Here is a 19,401-nt window from a genome sequence, read left to right on the forward strand (position 1 = left end):
TCACTCATCCGGGTAAACCGTAATAATGTCGCCGTCATATGCCACACCGCCGGTGTACATATAGCCAGCTATGTCCTGGATAATATTCAGACCAATCAGGTGACGGCTTGCGGGTTTTGCATCCGCAATTAACCGCTCCATTTCTAAATACATTTCTTCGGTGATACCGCTTTCCAGTACACCGATATCAAGACGAAAAGTGCCTGCCGGGTCGTCATTCTCCCACCACTCAGTAACGTTAATGACGTAACCGAGCGGCTCAACCACACGCCGGACTGCGCCTATCGTCCCTTTGTGGCAGTGGATGTAATACGCACTGCGAATAACGTCACGCTTGGTTTCTTCCGGCCATTTCTCATCCCAGCGGTCAACGGAAAACGCCCACGCCAGCCACGGCAAAAGGTTTGCAGGACAGGAGTCAGGGCTCCACAGGCGGCGTAACGGAATGGGGGTATTTTCAATATCTGCACAGGCACGGGCAGCAGCCACCTCAAGAGGTGATGAGCCTACAGGTAACAGGCGCGCATCACTCATCAGAGCCACCAATCACTATCTGATAGTCAGTGCAAAAGGAGGCCTGCGTTTTATCAAGCACAATGTCAGCCACTGGCGCCGCCAGTTCGACACGCTGCACCCCCTCAACATGTAACGCGGCATAGATGGCCGACAGGCGAATATCCCGCCCTAACCGGTGTTGAGCGCTGGCATAGGCTTTGAGCTTCGCCTCAGCCGCTGCGCGAATCGGCTCACTTTCCGGCCCCGGATAAATGAAAAGCGTTGCGCGTATCTGGTAATCAACAATCTGAGCTGACTGCACCGTTACACGGTCAGCAACCGGCCTCACGTCTTCACCGTTAAGCGCATTGCGTACAATGCTCAGAAGTTCATCAGACGCCGCGCCGTTATTTTCACGCGAGAGCACAGATATCGTGACGCACGCGGGGGAGGGGCTGATAACAGAAATATCAGCGACACGCCCGTCAGCACTGCGGCCATGAAATTCATAGGCACCCGTAGAGCCCGCCACGCTCATTCCTTCAAATGACTGTTGTATGCGCAGACGATAATCGGCGTCGAGTTCCATCTCTGCCGGGGTGGGTGGAATGGTGGTGTCATCAGCAGGCGTGACGACAAGGCGCTCAACATTGAAATTCGCCCCGATATTATCGAGGTCACTGTCTATGGCATATGCCAGCATGACCGCGCGTGCAGCCTCATTGACACGCTGACGCCAGATAACCTCACGGTAGGCGTTTTCCTGCAGCAGCTTAACAACCGGCTCAGACTCAAGCGCGAGCGTCCTGGCGACGGCTTCCTGCTGGTCTTCTGGATAGAGCGAAATCAACGTCGCAATGCGCTCCGCAAGGATAGTTTCATAGTCCAGTTCCTCGACCACATCGGGAACAGGTAGCAGACTCAGGTCAACAGTTGCCATAGTGGTTTAACTCAGTGAAACAGTGGTTGAAACTGACGCACCGGTATCGGTACGCATCCCGGTAATATCGACATACATTTCGCCAGTGTCGCCGCGCTCAAAACTGATGGATGTAAGCCTGATGCGTGGTTCCCACTTCTGGATCGCGGAATAGCACGCCACCATGATTTGCAGCCTTAGCGCCGGGGTTTGCGGCATATCAATCAACGCAGACAGGAACGAGCCATATTCACGACGCATTACCCGCGAGCCGACCGGCGTCAGCAGAATGTCGCGCATGCTCTGGCTGATATGCTCACTGTCACGGATAGCGAGGCCGGAATTGCGGTTCATCCCCATATAGCGCGCCGTCACTTGGTTCCCTCCGTCCAGCTCCCGCCCCGCTGCACGCCGCCGTGACCGTGGTCATCAACCTGCACACCGTTTGATTTAAACGTACCGTCGGTATGTTCGATGTTTCCACGCATGGTGCCGCCTTTCTGCACCTCAAGCGTCGCCGTCGTCAGTTTGTTGGTGCAGACCACCTCCGGGGTGTCGAGGGTGATGCGGGTTTCTGCTTTCACCAGCACCACCGGCACGGTGGCGGTGATGGACTCCGATGCCGTCACGTCGGCAGTTTTGATGCCGCTGACCGTCAGCGCACCGGTTTCCGGTTCATACTCCATAACCGCGCCATCAGGGAACACCACATGCCACGCATCCGCCGAGGCAGACGGGGCGGGGTTCTCATCTGAGAAAATCCCCGGCAGCACGAAAGCGGTATCAAGCTCGCCACCAATCGCCAGCAGCAGCACCTGTTCACCGACCGAGGGAGCCCACCATGTACGCGAACGACCGGCGCGGGTAGTCAGCCAGTTCAGCCATGTAGTCTGGATCCCGCCGCTTTGTACACGGCACAGCCCCTGCACAATATCGACCTCAGTCACCACACCTGAGCGGATGAGGTTGCGAATTGCGCGCGCGAGCTCCTGTAGAGTGGATAACGTATTCATAGTGCAAGGATGCCTCTGGTCTGGAGCCGCGCCAATTCGCGCGGCTCCGGTGATGGCTCACACAATATTTATTTGCCGAGGTGACTGAGAATGACGTCTTCAATCATCTGCTCATCGTCGCGGGTGAAACCGAGTAGCGGGCGCGCCTCGTACTGCACCTCACGGCTGTTGCGGTTTGGCCGGTCTTTGAGGCCATACTGATGCACCCGCGCCATGCGCTGCACTTTGCCGGTAAATTCCACCACCGCCGCACTGTCGCTGCCTTTGGCTTTCATAAAGCGGTTAGTGCGCAGTCTGGTGAACATTTCACGCTTAATGCGGCCTTTTTTGCTCCGCACAGGCTGGCGCTTTCGCGCGGCATACGGGGTGCCGTCGGGTGCCTGCTGGCGCTTAATGCGCTGTTGCTGACTGGTACGCAGCTTTTTCGCAATCTCAGCCGCCATTTGACGACGCGCCGCCGGTGACAGGCTGGCAATCAGACCGGCAAGACGTTCCTGCAACGTGGTTAACTCACTCATCCCACTTACTCACCAGTTCGCCGTTAACGTACAGCTCGACCGGGCGCGTCACCGGCTCAGGCAGCGGCGGCTCAGGGGCATAACTGACATGCAGCGCGCCGTCGACCTCTCTGACGAGCGTGCGCTCGGTGAGTCTCAGGCTGATACTGATATCAAGCGAATCGTCGCTATTGATATCAATCATCCAGGTGAATCCTTTCTCCCGCCCGTCGTCGGTGGTCATAATGTCCGGCTGATGTTCACGCAGCCACGCCTGCACCGGCACGAATATCAAGTCGAGGTCGCCGGTGAAGTCAGTCACCACCACGTTAAGCACATACACCTTTTCAAATGACAGCGAGCTCGCCAGTCGGGAATCGGTATGGCCGTTGTCGGCAAACAGGCGCAGCATATCGGGGTTATTTCGGAGCTGCGGCACGGCGTTAATCAGCGCTTTGCGCAGGCTTTTGTGCTTCTGCATCGAGTTCATCCTGACAGTGTTTGACAGTTTTGACCTGCAGCGCACAGGCAGTCAGCGCGCCCTCAAGACGGCGAATATCCGCGCTCAGGTCACCATTCGTTTTCGGGTCACTTTCCGGCATCGGGCAAAGGCTCACCCTCGGGCATCCGTTGACCACAATCACCGGCGCTGGCGCAGGCGGGGCGGGTGTGCAGCCGACGCACAACATCAGGCAGAGCAGCGTTATACCAGCGGCGAAAGGCTTCATTTTCATTAAGTAACCTCGTTATCGTCTGCTCACGGCGGCTGGCTTCTGCACTTGCCTTTGCGAGCTGTTCGCGCAGTGCCACCTGCGCGGATTCATTACGTCTGGCGAGCTGACCGGCAACACTGAGCTGATTTTTCAGCATGCCAATCGTCGTCTTTTGCTCGCTCGCGACACGATTTGCCGCCTCAAAAGAGCGGGATAAATTGCCGTTCTCATGGCGCAACCACAGCAACCCGAGCACAGCCAGCACAAGCAGCGTTATCAGGACTTTCATGCCACCACCCCGCCAGCCGTGCGCCAGACAGTGACCAGCTTTTCGAGACTGTGCTCGCGCTGGCCGTAACCGGCACCCGGTAATGACGCCCATATATTGCGACAACGGGAAACAGCACGCTCAATACGCCCCGCCCGGATATCGTCAATAGCACCGCGTTCCCGGATTAACTGGATCGCGAGCTTGTCCTGCGACAGTGGACTGAAATCAGGCAACGAGAGCTGTTTTTTATAGTGCGGCCAGAACAGATAAAGCTGCTGGTAACGCCCCGATGCCGTGGATTTCTCACCACGGCGATTAAACACTTTCGGTGGTCGGCCATGTGCGAAAGGGTGGTCGCTGTAATCGGTGAAAATCTCTGGCTTACCATCAAGGCCGGTGACAATGACGTCATAGCCACGGTTTTTCGTCAGCGGATGGTTCGCCGTTCCTTCGGAATACGCCAGCATGTCCAGAAAGGCGGCGATATTCTGGTGAGTATTAATGACCGGCATCGTTTTCCCCCTTCTGTGATTTAAAGCGGCGCTGTATGGCGATTTCCACCACCTGATAACCGGCAATGCCGAGCATGGCTCCAATCCCGCACACGGCAGGCAGTGACATATCAGGAAACTGCACCAGAACAACACCGGCGACCATCGAAACGAAACCGCCGAGCAGCATGCGTCCGACAAACAGGCGCGGGGTGATAGGCTCACCACCTGCCAGCACTTTCCCGACAACAATCATCACGCCAATCACAAACAGTGACAGGACGCCTTTTTCCCCTTCTGTCATGGTTTACTCCCAAAGATTGATAGTGTTAGTTACTGGTGAAGACGGCACATCGGGCAGGTCAATCTCGGTACCATGCGGCAGAATGACTCCCAGCTCAGACAGACCCGGATTAGCCTGCAGCACCGTCTCGACCACGCCCTCAGTGCGCCCGTAATACCGGGCGCAAATCGCATCGAGGGTGTCGCCCTGCATTGCCCTGACTTTCATCAGAGCTGACCCACAATGCAGCGCGGCTTGTCCTGCAGACGCGCAACTGACCAGCGCATATCCCGCCACAGGTCATCAATGGTGGTTTCCACACTGTCGGCTTTTTTGTCACCCTTGCCGGTGGCCTCAACACCGCGATAGCGCTCATACAGGGTGGCGGTTGCCATCGCCGTCACGGCACTCAGATAGTGGAAAACACGCACATTCTCGCCGTCGATTTCCTCGGCAGGCACGTCGGCCAGTTGCTTAAACCCTGCGGCAGTCTGGCGCAGCCGGTAGTCGTAAAGCTCCGCATTGGTCTCGGCTATGCCGGTCTTGATGGCATTGCGCAGGCGCGCATCGGAAACCGTCTGCTCAAGGCGCATCAGTTCGCGCACGCGCTTCGGATCCACATCAGGGAAAAAGAATGTGTTTTTAATCACTGCACCGCCCGTTTCCGGTGCGGGAATCACCACGCCCGGTACGTCCTGCGGCTCGTCGGGCTGGTTCAGTATCACTGTCGTCATGACAACCTCATCAGGTTGGGCGGTGGACGCCGGTCGCCGTCAGGTCTTTGCCTGCTTTGACCGGCGTGCCGCCCGGCTCGGGGAGCGTTCAGTTAACCGGCGGTTTTTGCCGCCTTTGGTGGACGCCCGCGCTTTGCTGCCGGTTTGCTGGCAGGTTTGCGCGTGCGCGGTTTAGTCGTTTTACGGAGTGCGGTCTCTGGCTTTGGCTTCAATGCCCGTTCCAGTCGCTCAATCTCCTTGCGCACACCGGCATTGCGGTCGAGCTGCATCGCGCGCTGAAACTGCGCCAGCGCCTCTGCATTCATACCGGCATCACGCAGGGTCAGGCCTGTCACCTTATGCAGACGGGCGCGCACCATGTCGGGAACGTCAGCGCCGTCGGTCAGGTCGATAGTGGTCTGCAGCCAGGAAAGGTCGACAGACTCACCGGCATCGCGCAGGCGCTGCGCGGCAAGCGCCACTTCCTCAACCAGCATGTAAGGTGTTGTGCGGCGATGGTCAGAGGTGAGGCCGTATTTCAGCGCGTAGGGGGCAATTTCCAGCGCGCCAGCGATATCACCGGCATCGAGACGCCACAGCATGACGGTCATGACAATGTCATCCTGCGCACCACGGCCATCAGCCAGCACACCGGCGACCCACGGCGCATAGAACGGCAGCAGCTCGCGCTTTTTCTCGGCTTTACGTTCGTTTGAACGGATGTTTTTTAACGTGCGGCGGTCATCGGCCAGCTTAACCAGCATCTGCTCATAGGCGGTTGCATGGCGCAGCGGGGCTTGCTCCCGCTGCGCGGCTTGAGAGGCCGAGACCCGCATCATGTGACGCTGTGCGGGACTCGTCATGGTTTAGGCTCCGCTTTCCGGTGCTGCAGGTGCGGTGAAATCGCCCAGGGTGATGTTTTCCAGCAGGCACCCGGCGGCATACGCCTCGACCACATAGTCGATATTCATCGACTCGTAGTTTTCCACACGGTCTTTTTTCGGGTTTTCATCAATGCTGCGGCGGTGGCTCTCATCCATGAAATAGATAGAGAGGTTTTCCAGCGTGGTCACTAACACGGCATTCGCCGGGAAGTACGGCACACGCACAGCAGGCAGGTTGCCGATTCGCTTCTGGCTGATGATGATATCTGCCGCGAGCGCTTCGCTGTTTTCCTGCGGCTTGTTCACCAGCGGGAAATATTTGTCGGCCAGCAACTTACGGCCAACGATGGCAACGAGTTTCGGGTCATCCTGATAAACCTCGTCAATCAGGTTGTTGGTCGCATCCATCACCAGCGCGTCGAGGTTCTCATAGTCGCCGTTTCGACCGACACGAATCACTGCTGAAACGACCTTACCGTCAGCGTCGGTGATGTTGCTCATCACGCGCGTCGGGGCTTCATTGCGGTATTTCTGCAGCCAGCCGACGGCCACATCCTGCAGCATCGGATTTTTGGTGCGGTCAGAGGTGGCGGCGCGGGTGGTACCGTTAAAACCGGCCATGATGAAATCGAGCGCCTGACGCTTGACGATGGCGTCACGGATACGGCGCTGGAAGTCCTGAAAACGCGCCCACAGGTCGAGGGTTTTATATTTCAGGTGGAAGTCAAAGTTAATCTGGTCGCACTCGTACTTGTTGGACTCAAGCGCGGTAAAGTCTGCGGTCTTACGCTCATCATCACCCGAGGTGTCGGTCGTGCTGGCGATAGTACCGGTCACACCAACGCCGATTTTCTCACCTTTCATTTCTGCGACCGGCAGGATATTAATCGTCTGCAGAAACGCGGATGACTCCTGCACTTTGTTCATCAGCGTTTGCGTGACGGACGGCTCGACGGTGAATTTTTTACTGACATCATCAGTGCTGATGCCGTTCAGCTCAGCGACGCGGGTCAGATAGGCATTGAACTTAAAACGGGTTTCCGGGCGCATAGTATTTCCTGTTTGAATTTATCGGTTAGTCACTGCATCGGGCGGGGTTGCCGCCCGGTTTCTGGTTTGCGGCTTATCAGCAGTCGGTCAGCAGCTCATCGCCACCACCGCCGCTGGCTTTCGTGCGTCGCGGCTGGCTGAAACTTTCGGTTTTATCGAGGGTGGTTTTCAGGGCGGAAAATGCCTGGCTGGTTTCCTCAACCTTGCCGGTCAGTTCCTGTTTGAAGGTGGCAAGCGCGGTTTCCATATCGGAAATACGCTTATCCTGCGCAGTGAGGTTGGTCTGCACATGCTCGCTGACGGCGGTCACCGCCTCATGCACATCATTCATGCGCGCATCGTCGCTGACCTGCTTACGGCTGAAAATGGCTTTCACTTTGTCAGTCAGGGCGGTAAATACCGTTTCCGGCTGGTCTTCAAACTCAAGCTCTGCAAGCGTTGCCGCTGAAATCAGGTTTTCAGGGTTAGCCTTAAAGCGGTTAAGCGGGTTGTGTTTTGCATTGCGACAGAATTCGAGGTATTCGGTGCCGAGGCTTGCCGGGTCATCGGTCACGGCCAGACCAACGAGATAGCATTTGCCGCTGTTGCTGAAATTCGGCGCGATTTCCATTGAGGTATAAACCTTCTGGAGTGCCTTATTCATTGCGACTAAATCGTCAGATGGGCTGATTTTTGCGAACAGTGCCAGCTTTCCGTTAAGCGCGGAGTCATCTTCGATTTTCTCCGCTTTCAGTTCGACCACATCGCCATAGCGTTTGAACGGGCTATCAGGAAACACGCTTTTGATGTGCTCAAGATTGATGCGGCAACCGTAGACGCGCGGGTCAAACGTGTCGGCCATTTCCTGAATATCACTGGCGCTGATAATGCGCCCGTCGCAGGTATCACCCTCGACGCCGATGCGAAAGAATTTTGAGACTTTTTTTGCCATTGTCAGGAGTCCTGAGGTTAGGGTTACTGGTCAACGCCAGTTTCCAGACTCAGGGCACACCAGACCACCGATGACGGCTGGACAATCCCCCACACAACAGCACCTTAGCGAATCACTGACGGCCATTAAGTAGCCTTGCCCTGAATCCACTACGGCGAGGCATCAATGACCATTTCCACCGATACAACCTTGTTGCATGACCCGCGACGACAGGCATCGCTGCTTTACTGGCAGGGGTTTTCCGTGCCACAGATTGCCGAAATGCTGCAGGTCAAGCGCCCGACCGTGCAGAGCTGGAAGCAGCGCGACGGCTGGGACGGCATCGCGCCGATTTCCCGCGTTGAAAGCAGCCTTGAGGCCAGGCTGATTCAGCTCATCGCCAAGCCGCAAAAGACAGGCGGCGATTTCAAAGAGATTGACCTGCTCGGACGGCAGATTGAACGGCTGGCGCGCGTCAACCGCTATAGCCAGACCGGCAACGAGGCCGACCTTAACCCCAACGTCGCCAACCGCAACAAAGGGGAGCGCAAAAAGCCGAAAAAGAATTTTTTCAGCGACGAGGCTATCGAGAAACTGGAAGAATTATTTTTCGACCAGTCTTTCGAGTATCAGTTGCAGTGGTACCGCGCAGGGCTGGAACACCGTATTCGCGACATTCTCAAATCCCGCCAGATTGGCGCGACGTTCTATTTCTCCCGCGAGGCGCTGCTGCGCGCGCTCAAAACCGGCCATAACCAGATATTTCTGTCAGCCAGTAAAACGCAGGCTTACGTGTTCCGCGAATACATCATCCAGTTTGCGCGACTGGTCGACGTCGACCTGACCGGCGACCCGATTGTCATCGGCAACAACGGCGCAAAACTGATTTTTCTCGGTACCAATTCCAACACCGCGCAGAGCCATAACGGCGACCTGTATGTCGATGAAATATTCTGGATCCCGAACTTTCAGAAACTGCGCAAAGTCGCCTCGGGCATGGCATCGCAGAAGCACCTGCGCTCAACCTACTTTTCGACGCCCTCAACGCTGGCGCACGGGGCTTACCCCTTCTGGTCGGGTGAGCTGTTCAACAAGGGGCGCGCCAGTGCCGCTGACCGCATCGAAATCGACATCAGTCACCGCGCACTCGCCGGTGGTCAGCTCTGCGATGATGGCCAGTGGCGGCAGATTGTCACCATTGAGGACGCCCTTGCCGGGGGCTGCACCCTGTTCGACCTCGACCAGCTCAAACGCGAAAACAGTGATGATGATTTTAAAAACCTGTTTATGTGCGAGTTTGTCGACGATAAGGCATCGGTATTCCCGTTCGAGGAGCTGCAGCGCTGCATGGTCGATGTGATGGAAGAATGGGAGGATTTTGCCCCGTTCGCCGACCATCCTTTCGGCTCTCGCCCGGTCTGGATTGGCTACGACCCGTCGCACACTGGCGACAGTGCCGGGTGCGTCGTGCTCGCACCGCCGGTGGTCTCGGGTGGCAAGTTCCGCATGCTGGAGCGCCACCAGTGGAAAGGCATGGACTTTGCCGCGCAGGCAGAGGGCATCCGCAAGCTGACTGAGAAATACAACGTCGAATACATCGGCATTGACGCAACCGGCCTCGGTCTCGGCGTGTTCCAGTTGGTGCGCTCATTCTACCCGGCGGCACGCGGCATCCGTTACACACCTGAAATGAAAACCGCCATGGTGCTCAAGGCAAAAGACACTATTCGCCGCGGCTGTCTGGAGTACGACGCCGGGGCAACCGACGTCACGCAGTCGTTTATGTCGATTCGCAAAACCATGACCAGCAGCGGGCGCAGCGCAACTTATGAGGCCAGCCGCACCGAGGAAGCCAGTCACGCCGATATCGCATGGGCGACCATGCACGCCCTGTTAAACGAACCGCTTTCTGCCGGTAGCGGCATGCAGCCTAAATCTATTCTGGAGTTCAACTAATGGGTAAGCAAAAATCCCGCAAAGCCGCCGCGCAGAAAACACGCGCACCACAGCAACTGAAAGCCAGCGCACCGCAAAAAATGGAAGCGTTCACCTTCGGTGAGCCAGTTCCGGTGCTCGATAAGCGCGATATTCTGGATTACGTCGAGTGCATCAGTAACGGCAAATGGTACGAGCCGCCGGTCAGCTTTTCCGGGCTGGCAAAGAGCCTGCGCTCTGCCGTACATCACAGCTCACCGATTTACGTTAAACGCAACGTACTCGCGAGCACCTACATTCCGCACCCGCTGTTATCCCGTCAGGATTTCAGCCGTTTTGCGCTCGACTATCTGGTCTTCGGCAACGCCTTTCTTGAGCAGCGCCACAGCGTCACCGGCCAGTTAATCAAGTTGCTGACATCACCAGCAAAATACACCCGCCGTGGGGTCGATGATTCAATTTTCTGGTTTGTGGAAAACTTCACTCAGCCGCATGAGTTCGCGCCTGATACCGTGTTTCATCTGCTGGAGCCTGACATTAATCAGGAGATTTACGGCCTGCCGGAATATCTCAGCGCGCTTAATTCTGCCTGGCTGAATGAATCCGCAACGCTGTTCCGCCGCAAGTATTACCAGAACGGTGCACACGCGGGTTACATCATGTATGTGACCGACCCGGCGCAGAGCGCGACCGACGTCGAATCGCTGCGCGAGGCGATGCGCAACTCGAAAGGGCTCGGCAACTTTAAGAACCTGTTTTTCTACGCCCCCGGCGGAAAACCGGACGGCATCAAAATCGTGCCACTGAGCGAGGTCGCCACAAAGGATGACTTTTTCAATATCAAGAAAGCCAGTGCCGCTGACCTGATGGATGCGCACCGCGTGCCGTTCCAGCTAATGGGCGGCAAGCCCGAGAATATTGGCTCACTCGGTGACGTTGAGAAGGTGGCAAAGGTATTTGTGCGCAATGAGCTGTCGCCGCTACAGGACAGGTTCAGGGAGGTAAACGACTGGCTCGGCATGGAGGTCATCAGGTTCAAAGAGTACACCCTCGATAACCCGGAATAATCACCACTCTAGCCGCCAGCATGGCGGCTCTCAATCGTGAGTGGATATTTGCGAAACAAACTCTTTAACTCCATCTCGTTCAAGTATTTTACTGTCATGGATATACTTTACGATATCCCACTCGTAGTATGTACAAGCCATTGCAACTAAAGATATTATTTTTATGTCAGTTAAGTTAACTAATGTTTCATAATAATCTTCCCGTTCAACCCCGCAATTATCTATCAACTTCACAATCAAATAAAAGCGGCGCACCACTGAAAAAATGCAATCATTAGCATCCACTTCACTTAACCACTTTGTTATTACCTCTTTTTTTACCTTGGCTTTAACTAAAATTACAATATTATCTTCAAGATAAGTTACGGCTGCACCACTTGTAAATTCTTCGATCACCCCGTCAGTTTGTCCATCAACATCACCAACTTGAACACAAAACCTTTCAAAGTTAGAATCCTGACATTCAACCAAATGGAAAAATCTCACTTCAAATTTTTTATACTCTTCTAAAGATTCTTGCCTTTTTACTTCATCGATCAGGCTGGAATTAGCCTCCCTTTGAAGTTTTATTGAATTTATAAGGAGGTAAATTGTAATAAATGAAAGTATAGGATTGACGACACCACCCAAATAATCACCAAACTGCGCCCAAACATCAGTCTTGCTGGATAAATGTCCGTTTACTCCGAAGTTGAAGTAATACAAGGCGCACACAGCTACAATCACGCCAGCCGAAGACAGCAACACCTTTCTCATACAGTTTCAACCATACGGATTAGATATTTCACCACATCACCACTTTTTACTACAACTTTGCTAACAGTAAGTTTTAGATATGTGTAGTTATCTTGCCTGCCATTATTATTGTGTAAATTTAATGAGACCAATCTTTTTTGAGCGGCGGGTATAGACTTTAAAGGCATGTAAAAACCAAAGGCTACTGTATCATCTTCACCTTCGATAACTAACCTACCATTTCCAGTTCTCGCATTAAATCGAGTAATAACTGCGTTAATATTAACTTGACCGGGCTTTATTTTTGATTGTGTCAAGTTTGTAGCAGTCATTGTGTCTAACTTTGCTATTCTTTGTTCGCCAGCAGGTTTTTTATAGTTAAGTTCAACATCAAAGTTTTTTTGAAGATTTATCCTATGCATCCTTACCAAAGGTTGTCTGATACGATCAATAAGTTCATCTTCAATTTCCTCAAGCTCCTCAATAATTCCTGCAGCTTTTGGAGATAGCTCCTTAGTTTCCAGATATAGAGATTCAGAAATAAAATACCCCATGACTTCCGAGAACACAGAACGGGTCATTTTTTTTAATTCGGCAGCTAATTCCGGCTCATTAACAATCAAGTCGAAGTTTTGACCATAAGAACTTTTAAAGCTTTGTTTGAGAACCGCTCGCGCAGGGTTAACATGAGTGCGGCGCTTAATAATTTTTTTTCTGAGTATTGCCTCTGCTAGTATGCATGTCACCTCAGCCGTTCCAGAGAGGGTATCAAGGCCATACTCCATATCAACTTCTTGATCACCACTTTTGATGACAACGTCATAGCTAACTTTCATCGGCACATCCTTGATTTAGTAACCTTTGGTTATTATTTTTTCATCTTCTACTCATTGACACCGATTTTTTACACCAAAAATATCAAATTGCAAGTGTGTGCTGCGCGCAATGCTTTCCCCGCCACGCCTGCCCGCTTTATGGGGCGGTTTTAATGCAGTTGCATGACCTCTCTTTAGCTAAGCTACTAGCGGTACCCCTTATGTTTTGGCGGTTGGATCAACGCATGCAAAAAAATGCAGCAGCATGCACACATTCATTACATCTTATTTATCTTATTGAACCCTTTTTTCAAGATTGAGTAGGGCTTTTTTGCATTTTTTTTGATTAATAAATGTTCTATCCAGAATCTTTATATGAAACATCATTACTCTATTGAAGCAAATAAACATTTCTCGAGCATCCTGGCCAACAATCAGAAACGACTCTCCATTAATATTTGGAATGTTGCTATTCTTCGATAAATCATCAAATGCTTCAGAACCACGTTGATTTCTATACATTTCTTTAATGGCGATTACTTCGTCGTGGCGAACGATATTAATCCAAATTAATTTATCTACAGTCAACAATTGCCCATATTCTAAGAAAAATACGCCTTTGGCTAACCAGGTGCCGTATTGGTAAATCTCCTTGCCATTTAGGGGTAATGTTATCTGCGCACCTTTTTTTGTATGCCTAACGCTTTGGAATGCTTCACGAAATTTTGAGTCTTTTCTTTTAAGCGCATTATGGAATTTATTAACAGCATCAAAGCTGCCCGTTGAGTGCTCTCCTACCATGCGGCAAATGACACCTAACACCTCGTCAATTCGGCTTTTATCGCCATTACACTTTTTGCATACATAGAAATCACCTTCGCCGTTGGTTCTATGAATGGAGACTGAAACTTGCGGAATCATGTGTTCAACTGAGCGGCAGTGGGGATGATTTTCAATCTTGTTCATGAGAACACCGCAATAAACGCAGTGTGTGCTTGGTTTCATATACATTGCCCTTACAATGTCTAATGACGAATGAGTAGCACTAAAATAACACAAATCTGATGATGGGATGTCAGACCCCATCCTTTAGATTGAACACACAAAAATCGGCTTTTATAGTGCCGGTTGGGGTGAATCTCTACGGAACAGGCTAACACCTAGAGTGGCTCGTTGTTCAACCCACCAGTACCGAAAGCGAGTTTTAGGGCCGACGGCGTTCGCTATCGTCGACATGGTGGCGGTGCGTATTGTGTCGGCCTGCTGATAGCGCTCAGCTTATCGTAGTTATCCCTGACTATTTCTGCACACCCGACCAATTCCGTTGGCGTAAGATTCTCATTGACCATTATCGTCTGCAGACGATGAACGATAGCCATCAGTTTTATGCTTTCAATTTCGTGCTGCGGAATTTCGCTTGGTAGTCGATGCATATTATCGCCCTTAATGAATTTTATTCAGTGCCGTCGAAAAGCCACTATAAAATCCTCCAGGGTAACGCCCCATTCATCACGAATGTGTACCCAATAACACAACTAGAAACTTTGAAAGGCATAACTAACGCCTCGCGCTGCGAGTTGTTCAACCCCGCCAACACTGAAAGCAAGTTTCAGCACCGGCGGCGTTTGTTAATGCAGCCAGCTATCGTCCTCCCATACCTGCTGCATGATTTCCATTACTCTTTTTTTATCTTCGTCCAGTTTCAAACCGCTTAGCTCAACGCCATTTGCGGAGCCCTTGCGAATGCGGATAGCAGTCTTTGGGTAAATAGGTTGAAGATTGCGGTACAGCTCAGCCTCAAGTGCATCCAACGTTGCCTGACTAATTTTTTGCTCTTTATCCAATGTGATATTGATTCTCATAATCTAATCAGCCTTATAAAAAATATCATCTTCGGTTTCGTTATTTTCGCTGTTTGCTAGGTCTGCAATGAGAGTGAGCGCGAGCTTTAAGTCTGATGGCTTGCAGTTTGCAATCAGAGATACCTCGGCGATAAATTGCACACAAGCCCACTTTTGCTGCGTTCGGCTGAAATGTTCGCCAACCATGAAATCCCTCCCATAGGGTATACTGTATATTTATACAGTATCACGTATTGGTAAAAGATGGGAAGAAAAAAATGAATAGGGTGATGGCTGTATGTGCATGATATGGATATGAATTACTCAGGCATTGGTTTTGATGCCTCAGCCATCGCAGCAACACGATAAAGGATTTTTCTAGCCTTAGCCTGATGTGATGGTGCTGCTGAGAATATTTCTCCTTTGGCCGTTCCGCGTAGCCATTTGCCATCAAAACAACTTTTACCACCGGCCATCAGGTGCAGGGCTTCTCCCCGGCTGATAGTGATGCCGGTTGTCAGATGTATCTCGTCGATAATTTTCGCTACAACTGCATTTTGCTCATTCGTTCCGTGAATGAATTTTCGCCGCATTTGTGGCTTTTGCTTCCTGAGCCGGTTTGTCAGTTCTCGTCTTTCACGTCGACTCAGTGGTTTTGAAAAATCGAGTTCCGGTGGATCGCTTTCGCTCCCCGTACAGTTATTGACAGAACTCCGAGAGGGCGCAGGAGCGCCCTTAACGTCAACGGCCAAATCAACGGCACGCTTCGGCACAATTTTCCACTGCGTTAACCGGGTTAAAATCGGAGTGCCAGCCCCAACAGCGGAATCGTACACGCCACGGATGCAGACGGTTTCCTCACCATACTGGTTAAACTCGGCGCGCGGTTCATACAGCGTGCGCACCTGCAAATCATCACGACGGACAAACGGACCACCCTGCGCATTGACATACCCAGCCCAATCACCGGCATCAGCGGCGTCATGAACGGCGGCAAACTCAATACTCAAGCCGTGCGCGGTCTCGGTATCAGCGAGACGACGCAACTCACGGTAGACCGTCACAGGCGCACCGCCGATAAACTGAAATTGCCGGATGTGCCAGCGCGCCGCCCATGCTGAAACAGCGGGGGCTGTTTCTTTTAGGAGCTCACCGCTTTCGTCATCGGTTTCGCCATCGAGAGCATAGCCGTCGATATTTTTGGAAATGTATTTAGCGACATAGCCGGTAGCGCTGCCCTTTTCTGGGTCAATGGCTTCGGCATGGAAGCGTGCCTTTTTGGCTTTATCGCTTTTCAGTTCGTGGTGGTCTTCCTCCCACGCATAATCGCGAATAATGAGGCGCACACGCTCAACGTCTTCCGGCAGCATAAACATAAGCATGTGCCAGTGAGGCGTCCCGTCGTGATGAGGCTCGGCAACACGGATGCCGAAAATGCGGATTTCTTCCCGGTGTAGCTTGGCGCGTATGCGCGCCCAAAGGCTGGTGAGATAACTCTGCGTGTCCGACGGGCTGGCACCGTTCCATTTGCTGTTACGGTATCCCGCTTTGGTGGTGGCGTGATATTTAGACGGTGCAGTCAGAGTGTAAAACTCACCGACATAACCGAGCTCATTGCAGATATTTTCAAACCCACGGATGCGGGTCATCAGCTCACAGCGACGTATTGCAGGGTTAGCAACCGAGCCATCGTATTTTTCAATCAGACTGATGCGGTTGCCGTCTTCGTCTTCGAGTTCCAGTCCTTTAAGAAATTCACGCGTGCGGCGCTTCTGCTCGCGCCAGTCGGTCACGCAGTTTTTACTCGCGTATGCGTGTCGTTTTTTGCTGACATTGCCGACTGCAATTTGCAGATGTTCGCGCCATGCAGCCGCAATGCGACGTAAACGACCGCGCCACCAGACATCATTAAACATGCGCATGATTGCTGGTGCCGCTTTGTCCTGGTCAAAGTATTTTGTTGTCAGTCCCGCCCAATGAGGAGGAGTAACACCAAATTGCAGCGCAATTAGTCCGGCGCGCATGTACCAGCCATGTAATGTCGCCAGCTCGCCGAAATCTGAATCAGCGTCATCATGTTCCGCCAGTTCAGCACGAATAAAATTAGCGACATCAGCAGCCAGCAAGTCAATGTCGGCACGCGACATATCCGGGAGGCGGTTGTATCTGGCAACCATATTGACCATACGTGATGCCAGATACTGCATATATTTCGTATCGAAATGACCACCGAAAACAGCGCCTGATACATCGCTGCTGATGCCTGCACACTCATATTTTTTGGCGACCAGTTCAAGACGCGGCAATGCCTTTTTGCAGAAGCTGATTAAAAAAGCATTGGCTCGTTGACTGCCCTGATTTTGCTCCAGCATTGCAGCGGTTCGATAAACATCAAAACGCACGCACTCAGGCTGGAGGGAAAGCATTTTTCTCGCATGCAGCAAAGCCGCGAACATGCGGTCGCGGCGATGCTGTTGGTCATAGGTGAGATATGGGCTGGCTATTGCCTGTTTTGGAAAATTCCATACAAAGGCATAATCAATCTCACCCGTAGCTTTTGCTGAGACAGGAGTGTCTATGACTTTATTCACTGAAGAAGATCCCACCCAACGCCGCTATGTTGATTTGATTACAGAGGTGACGCCTTTCGAAGCTACGAAAGAACCAATGAAGATCATTTCCGCATCCGACATGCTGGGCATTTGCGATGCTTTTCTTGCTGACACTCAATGCCACATAGCAGACCGGCTACCTCTTTCAATAGGTGGTCGGCGTGAGCTAGGTCGGAAAATTGAGTGGAATTGTCCACATAGCTGGAAACCACGCGAAGAATGGTCAACACATGTTCGGCACGCCTTACAAATTTTAAATCGACGTTATTTGGATACCCCAGTATCTCCACAGGATGACTGGCAGACCTGGGAAGAACTATCGACAGATATTCATGTGTCGGCTCGCTGTGTTCGGCAGACTGTTGAGTTTTTTCGCTCTGGAAATCCCCAGCATTTACCGATGTCGACTGAGCTTTTTGCTGTTCCCGAAGTTTTTTCAAAATTTGTAGCTTCGATTCTTTCGGGTGACATTCACCCTGTTTGGATGTGGCATGCTGACGCAGCCAAAACGCCGAGATGCTTTGATGGGCTTTATCCCAAATACACGCCGCTTTCTTGAGCTGGCTTAGTGGTCGGGTAGTCATATTGCCCCCCGATAGTGTTTTGCTTTCAGCTCTTCAACCTGCTGGCAGGTCACGCACAAATCCACGCCCGGAATCGCGATGCGGCGAGCTTCCGGGATTGGTGTGCCACATTTTTCGCAGAAAAAACGGGAAGGCGCAGTGATACGGCTGCGCGCTTCATTGATGTAGCGCTCGCGGTCTTCCTGCTCACGCTGCTGGGCTAAATCAATTGTGTCGGCCATTAGTGCAGCTCCTGTGATTCATTCTCAAAGCGGGCTGCTTCACGGCGCAGCAATTCTGCAGCTTCGTTGCCGCTCATACCCTCTTTGGTGATATGGATAGCCAGCGCCTCAAGACGGATGGAAACAGCGAGCGCGCGGTCTTTACGCTCTTCTTTTTTTGCATCGGTCAGCAATACGGCCAGCGCATCACTATCAGTGTTAAAACTACGGGTTTCGGTATTACGCATAATTAACTCTCCTGATTTCGGGCAATAAGAAGCCCTGCGGGTTTACGCCATTAAATTTCTGTTTGGATTAATTCGGCATGGTTAGCCGTTTGGGAAATAAACTCACCACTGCACGAAAATGATTCATCGCTGTAATAAGCGCCTTTTTCTCGTCAGTGGTCAGCTCACTTAATTCGAGCTCATGACGAGCCGCCGGTATTTTTGCCAGAAAGAAAATAGCGGCCAGCGCCCGAGTATTTTCTTCAAATTGTGGATCGCGTTTATCGCGCATATCATCGACAAAACGCTCAACCTCTTTCCAGCTATCCCCCCAATATCTCGCGCGCAATTCAGCTATGTGATTGAGACCAGCCAGACGCTCGCCCGCCTTTAGCGGAACATTTGCGGAAACAGCTTCGATAGCCATGATTTCCCCTGTTTTTTGGTGGACAGGTCAGCCAGTAAATCAGCCTGTGAGCGGCACGGGTGCCAGCGCTTGCCGTCCTTACCTGCGATCCAGCCGTGGCCGTAATGCATGCCGGGGCTTTGATTAACGAGCAGAGACGCGAATGAGGGTTCACTTTTCAGCATATGCACCTCAAATCAGACCAAACGATGCGCCAATACCGCTCATGGTATCGACTACGCTCGACATAGCGGGATTAGTCTGCAGGCGTGCATGCAGCGCCATTGCCGATAATGACAACATGCGAATCCCCGCATTTACGCTAGCAATCATGTTTTGTTTTTTGGCTGGCGTGAGGCGGTCGCCGGAAACTGCACCGCTTGCCAGTTCGCCTAGTTCACTCATTGCGTGCATGACGTAGGATTGCAATTTCTCTTTTGCCAGCTCGTTGACCGGTACGCATGGCAGACAATGGATCTGCGCCAGAAAACCATCGACGAGAGTCGAGTCTTCGGTCAGGTCTGTCAGTGTCCAGATTTCACGCGGCGTTAACTGGTGCGGCTGTTCTGGGTTGAGTTTGTTGTAAAGCGTATGCGGCTTGATTCCGGCTTTATTCGCTAGTTCTTTCACGTTATGAGTAGCTGCGAATTTTCTGCAGGCCTCGTCAAAGTGCGCATGTGACGAAACACGAAAATCTAACATGCTGTAACTCCCTTTAACTTGCAAAATCAAGTTCAGTT

30 protein-coding genes are annotated in these 19,401 nt (G+C 52.2%); 3 read left to right on the top strand and 27 right to left on the bottom strand.

Annotated elements, in window-relative coordinates; translation table 11 throughout:
• The 15 genes from M4I31_RS05925 to M4I31_RS05995 all read right to left on the bottom strand — a co-directional run bounded on the left by M4I31_RS05925 (position 1) and on the right by M4I31_RS05995 (position 8,260).
• Complete coding sequence (locus M4I31_RS05925; protein ID WP_213199245.1) at positions 1 to 534, bottom strand: phage tail protein I; 534 nt, start codon at positions 532 to 534, stop codon at positions 1 to 3.
• Positions 527 to 1,435 carry a baseplate assembly protein gene (locus tag M4I31_RS05930; protein WP_171858523.1) on the bottom strand — a complete coding sequence of 303 codons (909 nt, stop codon included), beginning with the start codon at positions 1,433 to 1,435 and terminating at the stop codon, positions 527 to 529. The genes M4I31_RS05925 and M4I31_RS05930 overlap by 8 nt, the downstream gene beginning before the upstream one ends.
• A gap of 6 nt (positions 1,436 to 1,441) precedes the next feature.
• Positions 1,442 to 1,789 (bottom strand): GPW/gp25 family protein, encoded by a 348-nt coding sequence (locus tag M4I31_RS05935; protein ID WP_213199244.1) that lies wholly within the window; start codon positions 1,787 to 1,789, stop codon positions 1,442 to 1,444.
• On the bottom strand, positions 1,786 to 2,427 hold the full coding sequence (locus tag M4I31_RS05940) for a phage baseplate assembly protein V (RefSeq protein WP_213199243.1): 642 nt from the start codon (positions 2,425 to 2,427) through the stop codon (positions 1,786 to 1,788). The genes M4I31_RS05935 and M4I31_RS05940 overlap by 4 nt, the downstream gene beginning before the upstream one ends.
• A gap of 68 nt (positions 2,428 to 2,495) precedes the next feature.
• Entirely contained in the window at positions 2,496 to 2,945 is a 450-nt protein-coding gene (locus M4I31_RS05945; protein ID WP_213199241.1) for a phage virion morphogenesis protein, read from the bottom strand.
• A complete protein-coding gene (locus tag M4I31_RS05950) occupies positions 2,938 to 3,405 on the bottom strand; it encodes a phage tail protein (protein WP_213199240.1) in 468 nt (155 codons plus the stop codon). The genes M4I31_RS05945 and M4I31_RS05950 overlap by 8 nt, the downstream gene beginning before the upstream one ends.
• Complete coding sequence (gene lysC / locus M4I31_RS05955; protein WP_110916055.1) at positions 3,368 to 3,613, bottom strand: Rz1-like lysis system protein LysC; 246 nt, start codon at positions 3,611 to 3,613, stop codon at positions 3,368 to 3,370. Before lysC ends, M4I31_RS05950 begins: the two co-directional genes overlap by 38 nt.
• The gene (gene lysB, locus M4I31_RS05960) at positions 3,513 to 3,926 is read right to left on the bottom strand and encodes an Rz-like lysis system protein LysB (RefSeq protein WP_001550198.1); all 414 of its coding nucleotides are present in this window, start codon (positions 3,924 to 3,926) and stop codon (positions 3,513 to 3,515) included. Before lysB ends, lysC begins: the two co-directional genes overlap by 101 nt.
• Complete coding sequence (locus tag M4I31_RS05965; protein ID WP_023135263.1) at positions 3,923 to 4,420, bottom strand: glycoside hydrolase family 104 protein; 498 nt, start codon at positions 4,418 to 4,420, stop codon at positions 3,923 to 3,925. The genes lysB and M4I31_RS05965 overlap by 4 nt, the downstream gene beginning before the upstream one ends.
• Positions 4,407 to 4,703: a phage holin family protein gene (locus tag M4I31_RS05970; RefSeq protein ID WP_213199234.1), complete on the bottom strand. Its 297-nt coding sequence runs from the start codon at positions 4,701 to 4,703 to the stop codon at positions 4,407 to 4,409. The genes M4I31_RS05965 and M4I31_RS05970 overlap by 14 nt, the downstream gene beginning before the upstream one ends.
• Positions 4,704 to 4,706: 3 nt before the next feature.
• Complete coding sequence (locus M4I31_RS05975) at positions 4,707 to 4,910, bottom strand: tail protein X (protein ID WP_023135265.1); 204 nt, start codon at positions 4,908 to 4,910, stop codon at positions 4,707 to 4,709.
• Positions 4,910 to 5,416, bottom strand: coding sequence for a head completion/stabilization protein (locus M4I31_RS05980; protein ID WP_213199233.1), 507 nt, complete (start codon positions 5,414 to 5,416; stop codon positions 4,910 to 4,912). Before M4I31_RS05980 ends, M4I31_RS05975 begins: the two co-directional genes overlap by 1 nt.
• Positions 5,417 to 5,508: 92 nt before the next feature.
• On the bottom strand, positions 5,509 to 6,258 hold the full coding sequence (locus M4I31_RS05985) for a terminase endonuclease subunit (protein WP_087856843.1): 750 nt from the start codon (positions 6,256 to 6,258) through the stop codon (positions 5,509 to 5,511).
• A 3-nt stretch (positions 6,259 to 6,261) separates the two neighbouring features.
• On the bottom strand, positions 6,262 to 7,329 hold the full coding sequence (locus M4I31_RS05990; RefSeq protein WP_001247243.1) for a phage major capsid protein, P2 family: 1,068 nt from the start codon (positions 7,327 to 7,329) through the stop codon (positions 6,262 to 6,264).
• Positions 7,330 to 7,405: 76 nt separating this feature from the next.
• On the bottom strand, positions 7,406 to 8,260 hold the full coding sequence (locus M4I31_RS05995; RefSeq protein ID WP_052946311.1) for a GPO family capsid scaffolding protein: 855 nt from the start codon (positions 8,258 to 8,260) through the stop codon (positions 7,406 to 7,408).
• Positions 8,261 to 8,425: 165 nt separating this feature from the next.
• On the opposite strand from M4I31_RS05995, the gene M4I31_RS06000 reads away from it, so the two are divergent.
• Positions 8,426 to 10,195: a terminase ATPase subunit family protein gene (locus tag M4I31_RS06000; RefSeq protein ID WP_001550190.1), complete on the top strand. Its 1,770-nt coding sequence runs from the start codon at positions 8,426 to 8,428 to the stop codon at positions 10,193 to 10,195.
• On the top strand, positions 10,195 to 11,241 hold the full coding sequence (locus M4I31_RS06005) for a phage portal protein (RefSeq protein ID WP_023135270.1): 1,047 nt from the start codon (positions 10,195 to 10,197) through the stop codon (positions 11,239 to 11,241). Before M4I31_RS06000 ends, M4I31_RS06005 begins: the two co-directional genes overlap by 1 nt.
• A 30-nt stretch (positions 11,242 to 11,271) precedes the next feature.
• Here M4I31_RS06005 and M4I31_RS06010 read toward each other — a convergent pair whose 3' ends face one another.
• The 7 genes from M4I31_RS06010 to M4I31_RS06040 all read right to left on the bottom strand — a co-directional run bounded on the left by M4I31_RS06010 (position 11,272) and on the right by M4I31_RS06040 (position 17,034).
• A complete protein-coding gene (locus M4I31_RS06010; RefSeq protein WP_213199231.1) occupies positions 11,272 to 11,997 on the bottom strand; it encodes a hypothetical protein in 726 nt (241 codons plus the stop codon).
• On the bottom strand, positions 11,994 to 12,812 hold the full coding sequence (locus tag M4I31_RS06015) for a hypothetical protein (RefSeq protein WP_094963287.1): 819 nt from the start codon (positions 12,810 to 12,812) through the stop codon (positions 11,994 to 11,996). The genes M4I31_RS06010 and M4I31_RS06015 overlap by 4 nt, the downstream gene beginning before the upstream one ends.
• 273 nt (positions 12,813 to 13,085) lie before the next feature.
• Positions 13,086 to 13,757, bottom strand: coding sequence for a hypothetical protein (locus tag M4I31_RS06020; protein ID WP_231912254.1), 672 nt, complete (start codon positions 13,755 to 13,757; stop codon positions 13,086 to 13,088).
• Between the two features lie 257 nt (positions 13,758 to 14,014).
• On the bottom strand, positions 14,015 to 14,224 hold the full coding sequence (locus M4I31_RS06025; RefSeq protein ID WP_103014768.1) for a hypothetical protein: 210 nt from the start codon (positions 14,222 to 14,224) through the stop codon (positions 14,015 to 14,017).
• A 195-nt stretch (positions 14,225 to 14,419) separates the two neighbouring features.
• Positions 14,420 to 14,653 (bottom strand): DinI family protein, encoded by a 234-nt coding sequence (locus M4I31_RS06030; protein WP_001222154.1) that lies wholly within the window; start codon positions 14,651 to 14,653, stop codon positions 14,420 to 14,422.
• 3 nt (positions 14,654 to 14,656) lie between these two features.
• Complete coding sequence (locus M4I31_RS06035; protein ID WP_000232650.1) at positions 14,657 to 14,839, bottom strand: hypothetical protein; 183 nt, start codon at positions 14,837 to 14,839, stop codon at positions 14,657 to 14,659.
• A gap of 113 nt (positions 14,840 to 14,952) precedes the next feature.
• A complete protein-coding gene (locus M4I31_RS06040) occupies positions 14,953 to 17,034 on the bottom strand; it encodes a replication endonuclease (protein WP_312257641.1) in 2,082 nt (693 codons plus the stop codon).
• Positions 17,035 to 17,209: 175 nt separating this feature from the next.
• Here M4I31_RS06040 and M4I31_RS06045 point away from each other — a divergent pair, with 175 nt between their 5' ends.
• A complete protein-coding gene (locus M4I31_RS06045) occupies positions 17,210 to 17,803 on the top strand; it encodes a hypothetical protein (RefSeq protein ID WP_170973594.1) in 594 nt (197 codons plus the stop codon).
• Between the two features lie 21 nt (positions 17,804 to 17,824).
• Here the strand turns inward: M4I31_RS06045 and M4I31_RS06050 are convergent, their stop codons facing one another.
• The 5 genes from M4I31_RS06050 to M4I31_RS06070 form a co-directional block, all read right to left on the bottom strand.
• Positions 17,825 to 18,049 carry a TraR/DksA family transcriptional regulator gene (locus M4I31_RS06050; protein ID WP_213199229.1) on the bottom strand — a complete coding sequence of 75 codons (225 nt, stop codon included), beginning with the start codon at positions 18,047 to 18,049 and terminating at the stop codon, positions 17,825 to 17,827.
• The gene (locus M4I31_RS06055) at positions 18,049 to 18,276 is read right to left on the bottom strand and encodes a DUF2732 domain-containing protein (RefSeq protein WP_193630162.1); all 228 of its coding nucleotides are present in this window, start codon (positions 18,274 to 18,276) and stop codon (positions 18,049 to 18,051) included. The genes M4I31_RS06050 and M4I31_RS06055 overlap by 1 nt, the downstream gene beginning before the upstream one ends.
• 67 nt (positions 18,277 to 18,343) lie before the next feature.
• Complete coding sequence (locus M4I31_RS06060; protein WP_000963462.1) at positions 18,344 to 18,682, bottom strand: DUF5347 domain-containing protein; 339 nt, start codon at positions 18,680 to 18,682, stop codon at positions 18,344 to 18,346.
• Positions 18,646 to 18,846, bottom strand: coding sequence for a phage filamentation protein Fil family protein (locus tag M4I31_RS06065; protein ID WP_213199228.1), 201 nt, complete (start codon positions 18,844 to 18,846; stop codon positions 18,646 to 18,648). The genes M4I31_RS06060 and M4I31_RS06065 overlap by 37 nt, the downstream gene beginning before the upstream one ends.
• A 7-nt stretch (positions 18,847 to 18,853) precedes the next feature.
• On the bottom strand, positions 18,854 to 19,363 hold the full coding sequence (locus tag M4I31_RS06070; RefSeq protein WP_001550177.1) for a phage regulatory CII family protein: 510 nt from the start codon (positions 19,361 to 19,363) through the stop codon (positions 18,854 to 18,856).
• Positions 19,364 to 19,401 lie beyond the last annotated feature (38 nt).

It is taken from the genome of Citrobacter sp. XT1-2-2, from assembly GCF_023516235.1.
Taxonomy (GTDB): domain Bacteria; phylum Pseudomonadota; class Gammaproteobacteria; order Enterobacterales; family Enterobacteriaceae; genus Citrobacter; species Citrobacter werkmanii.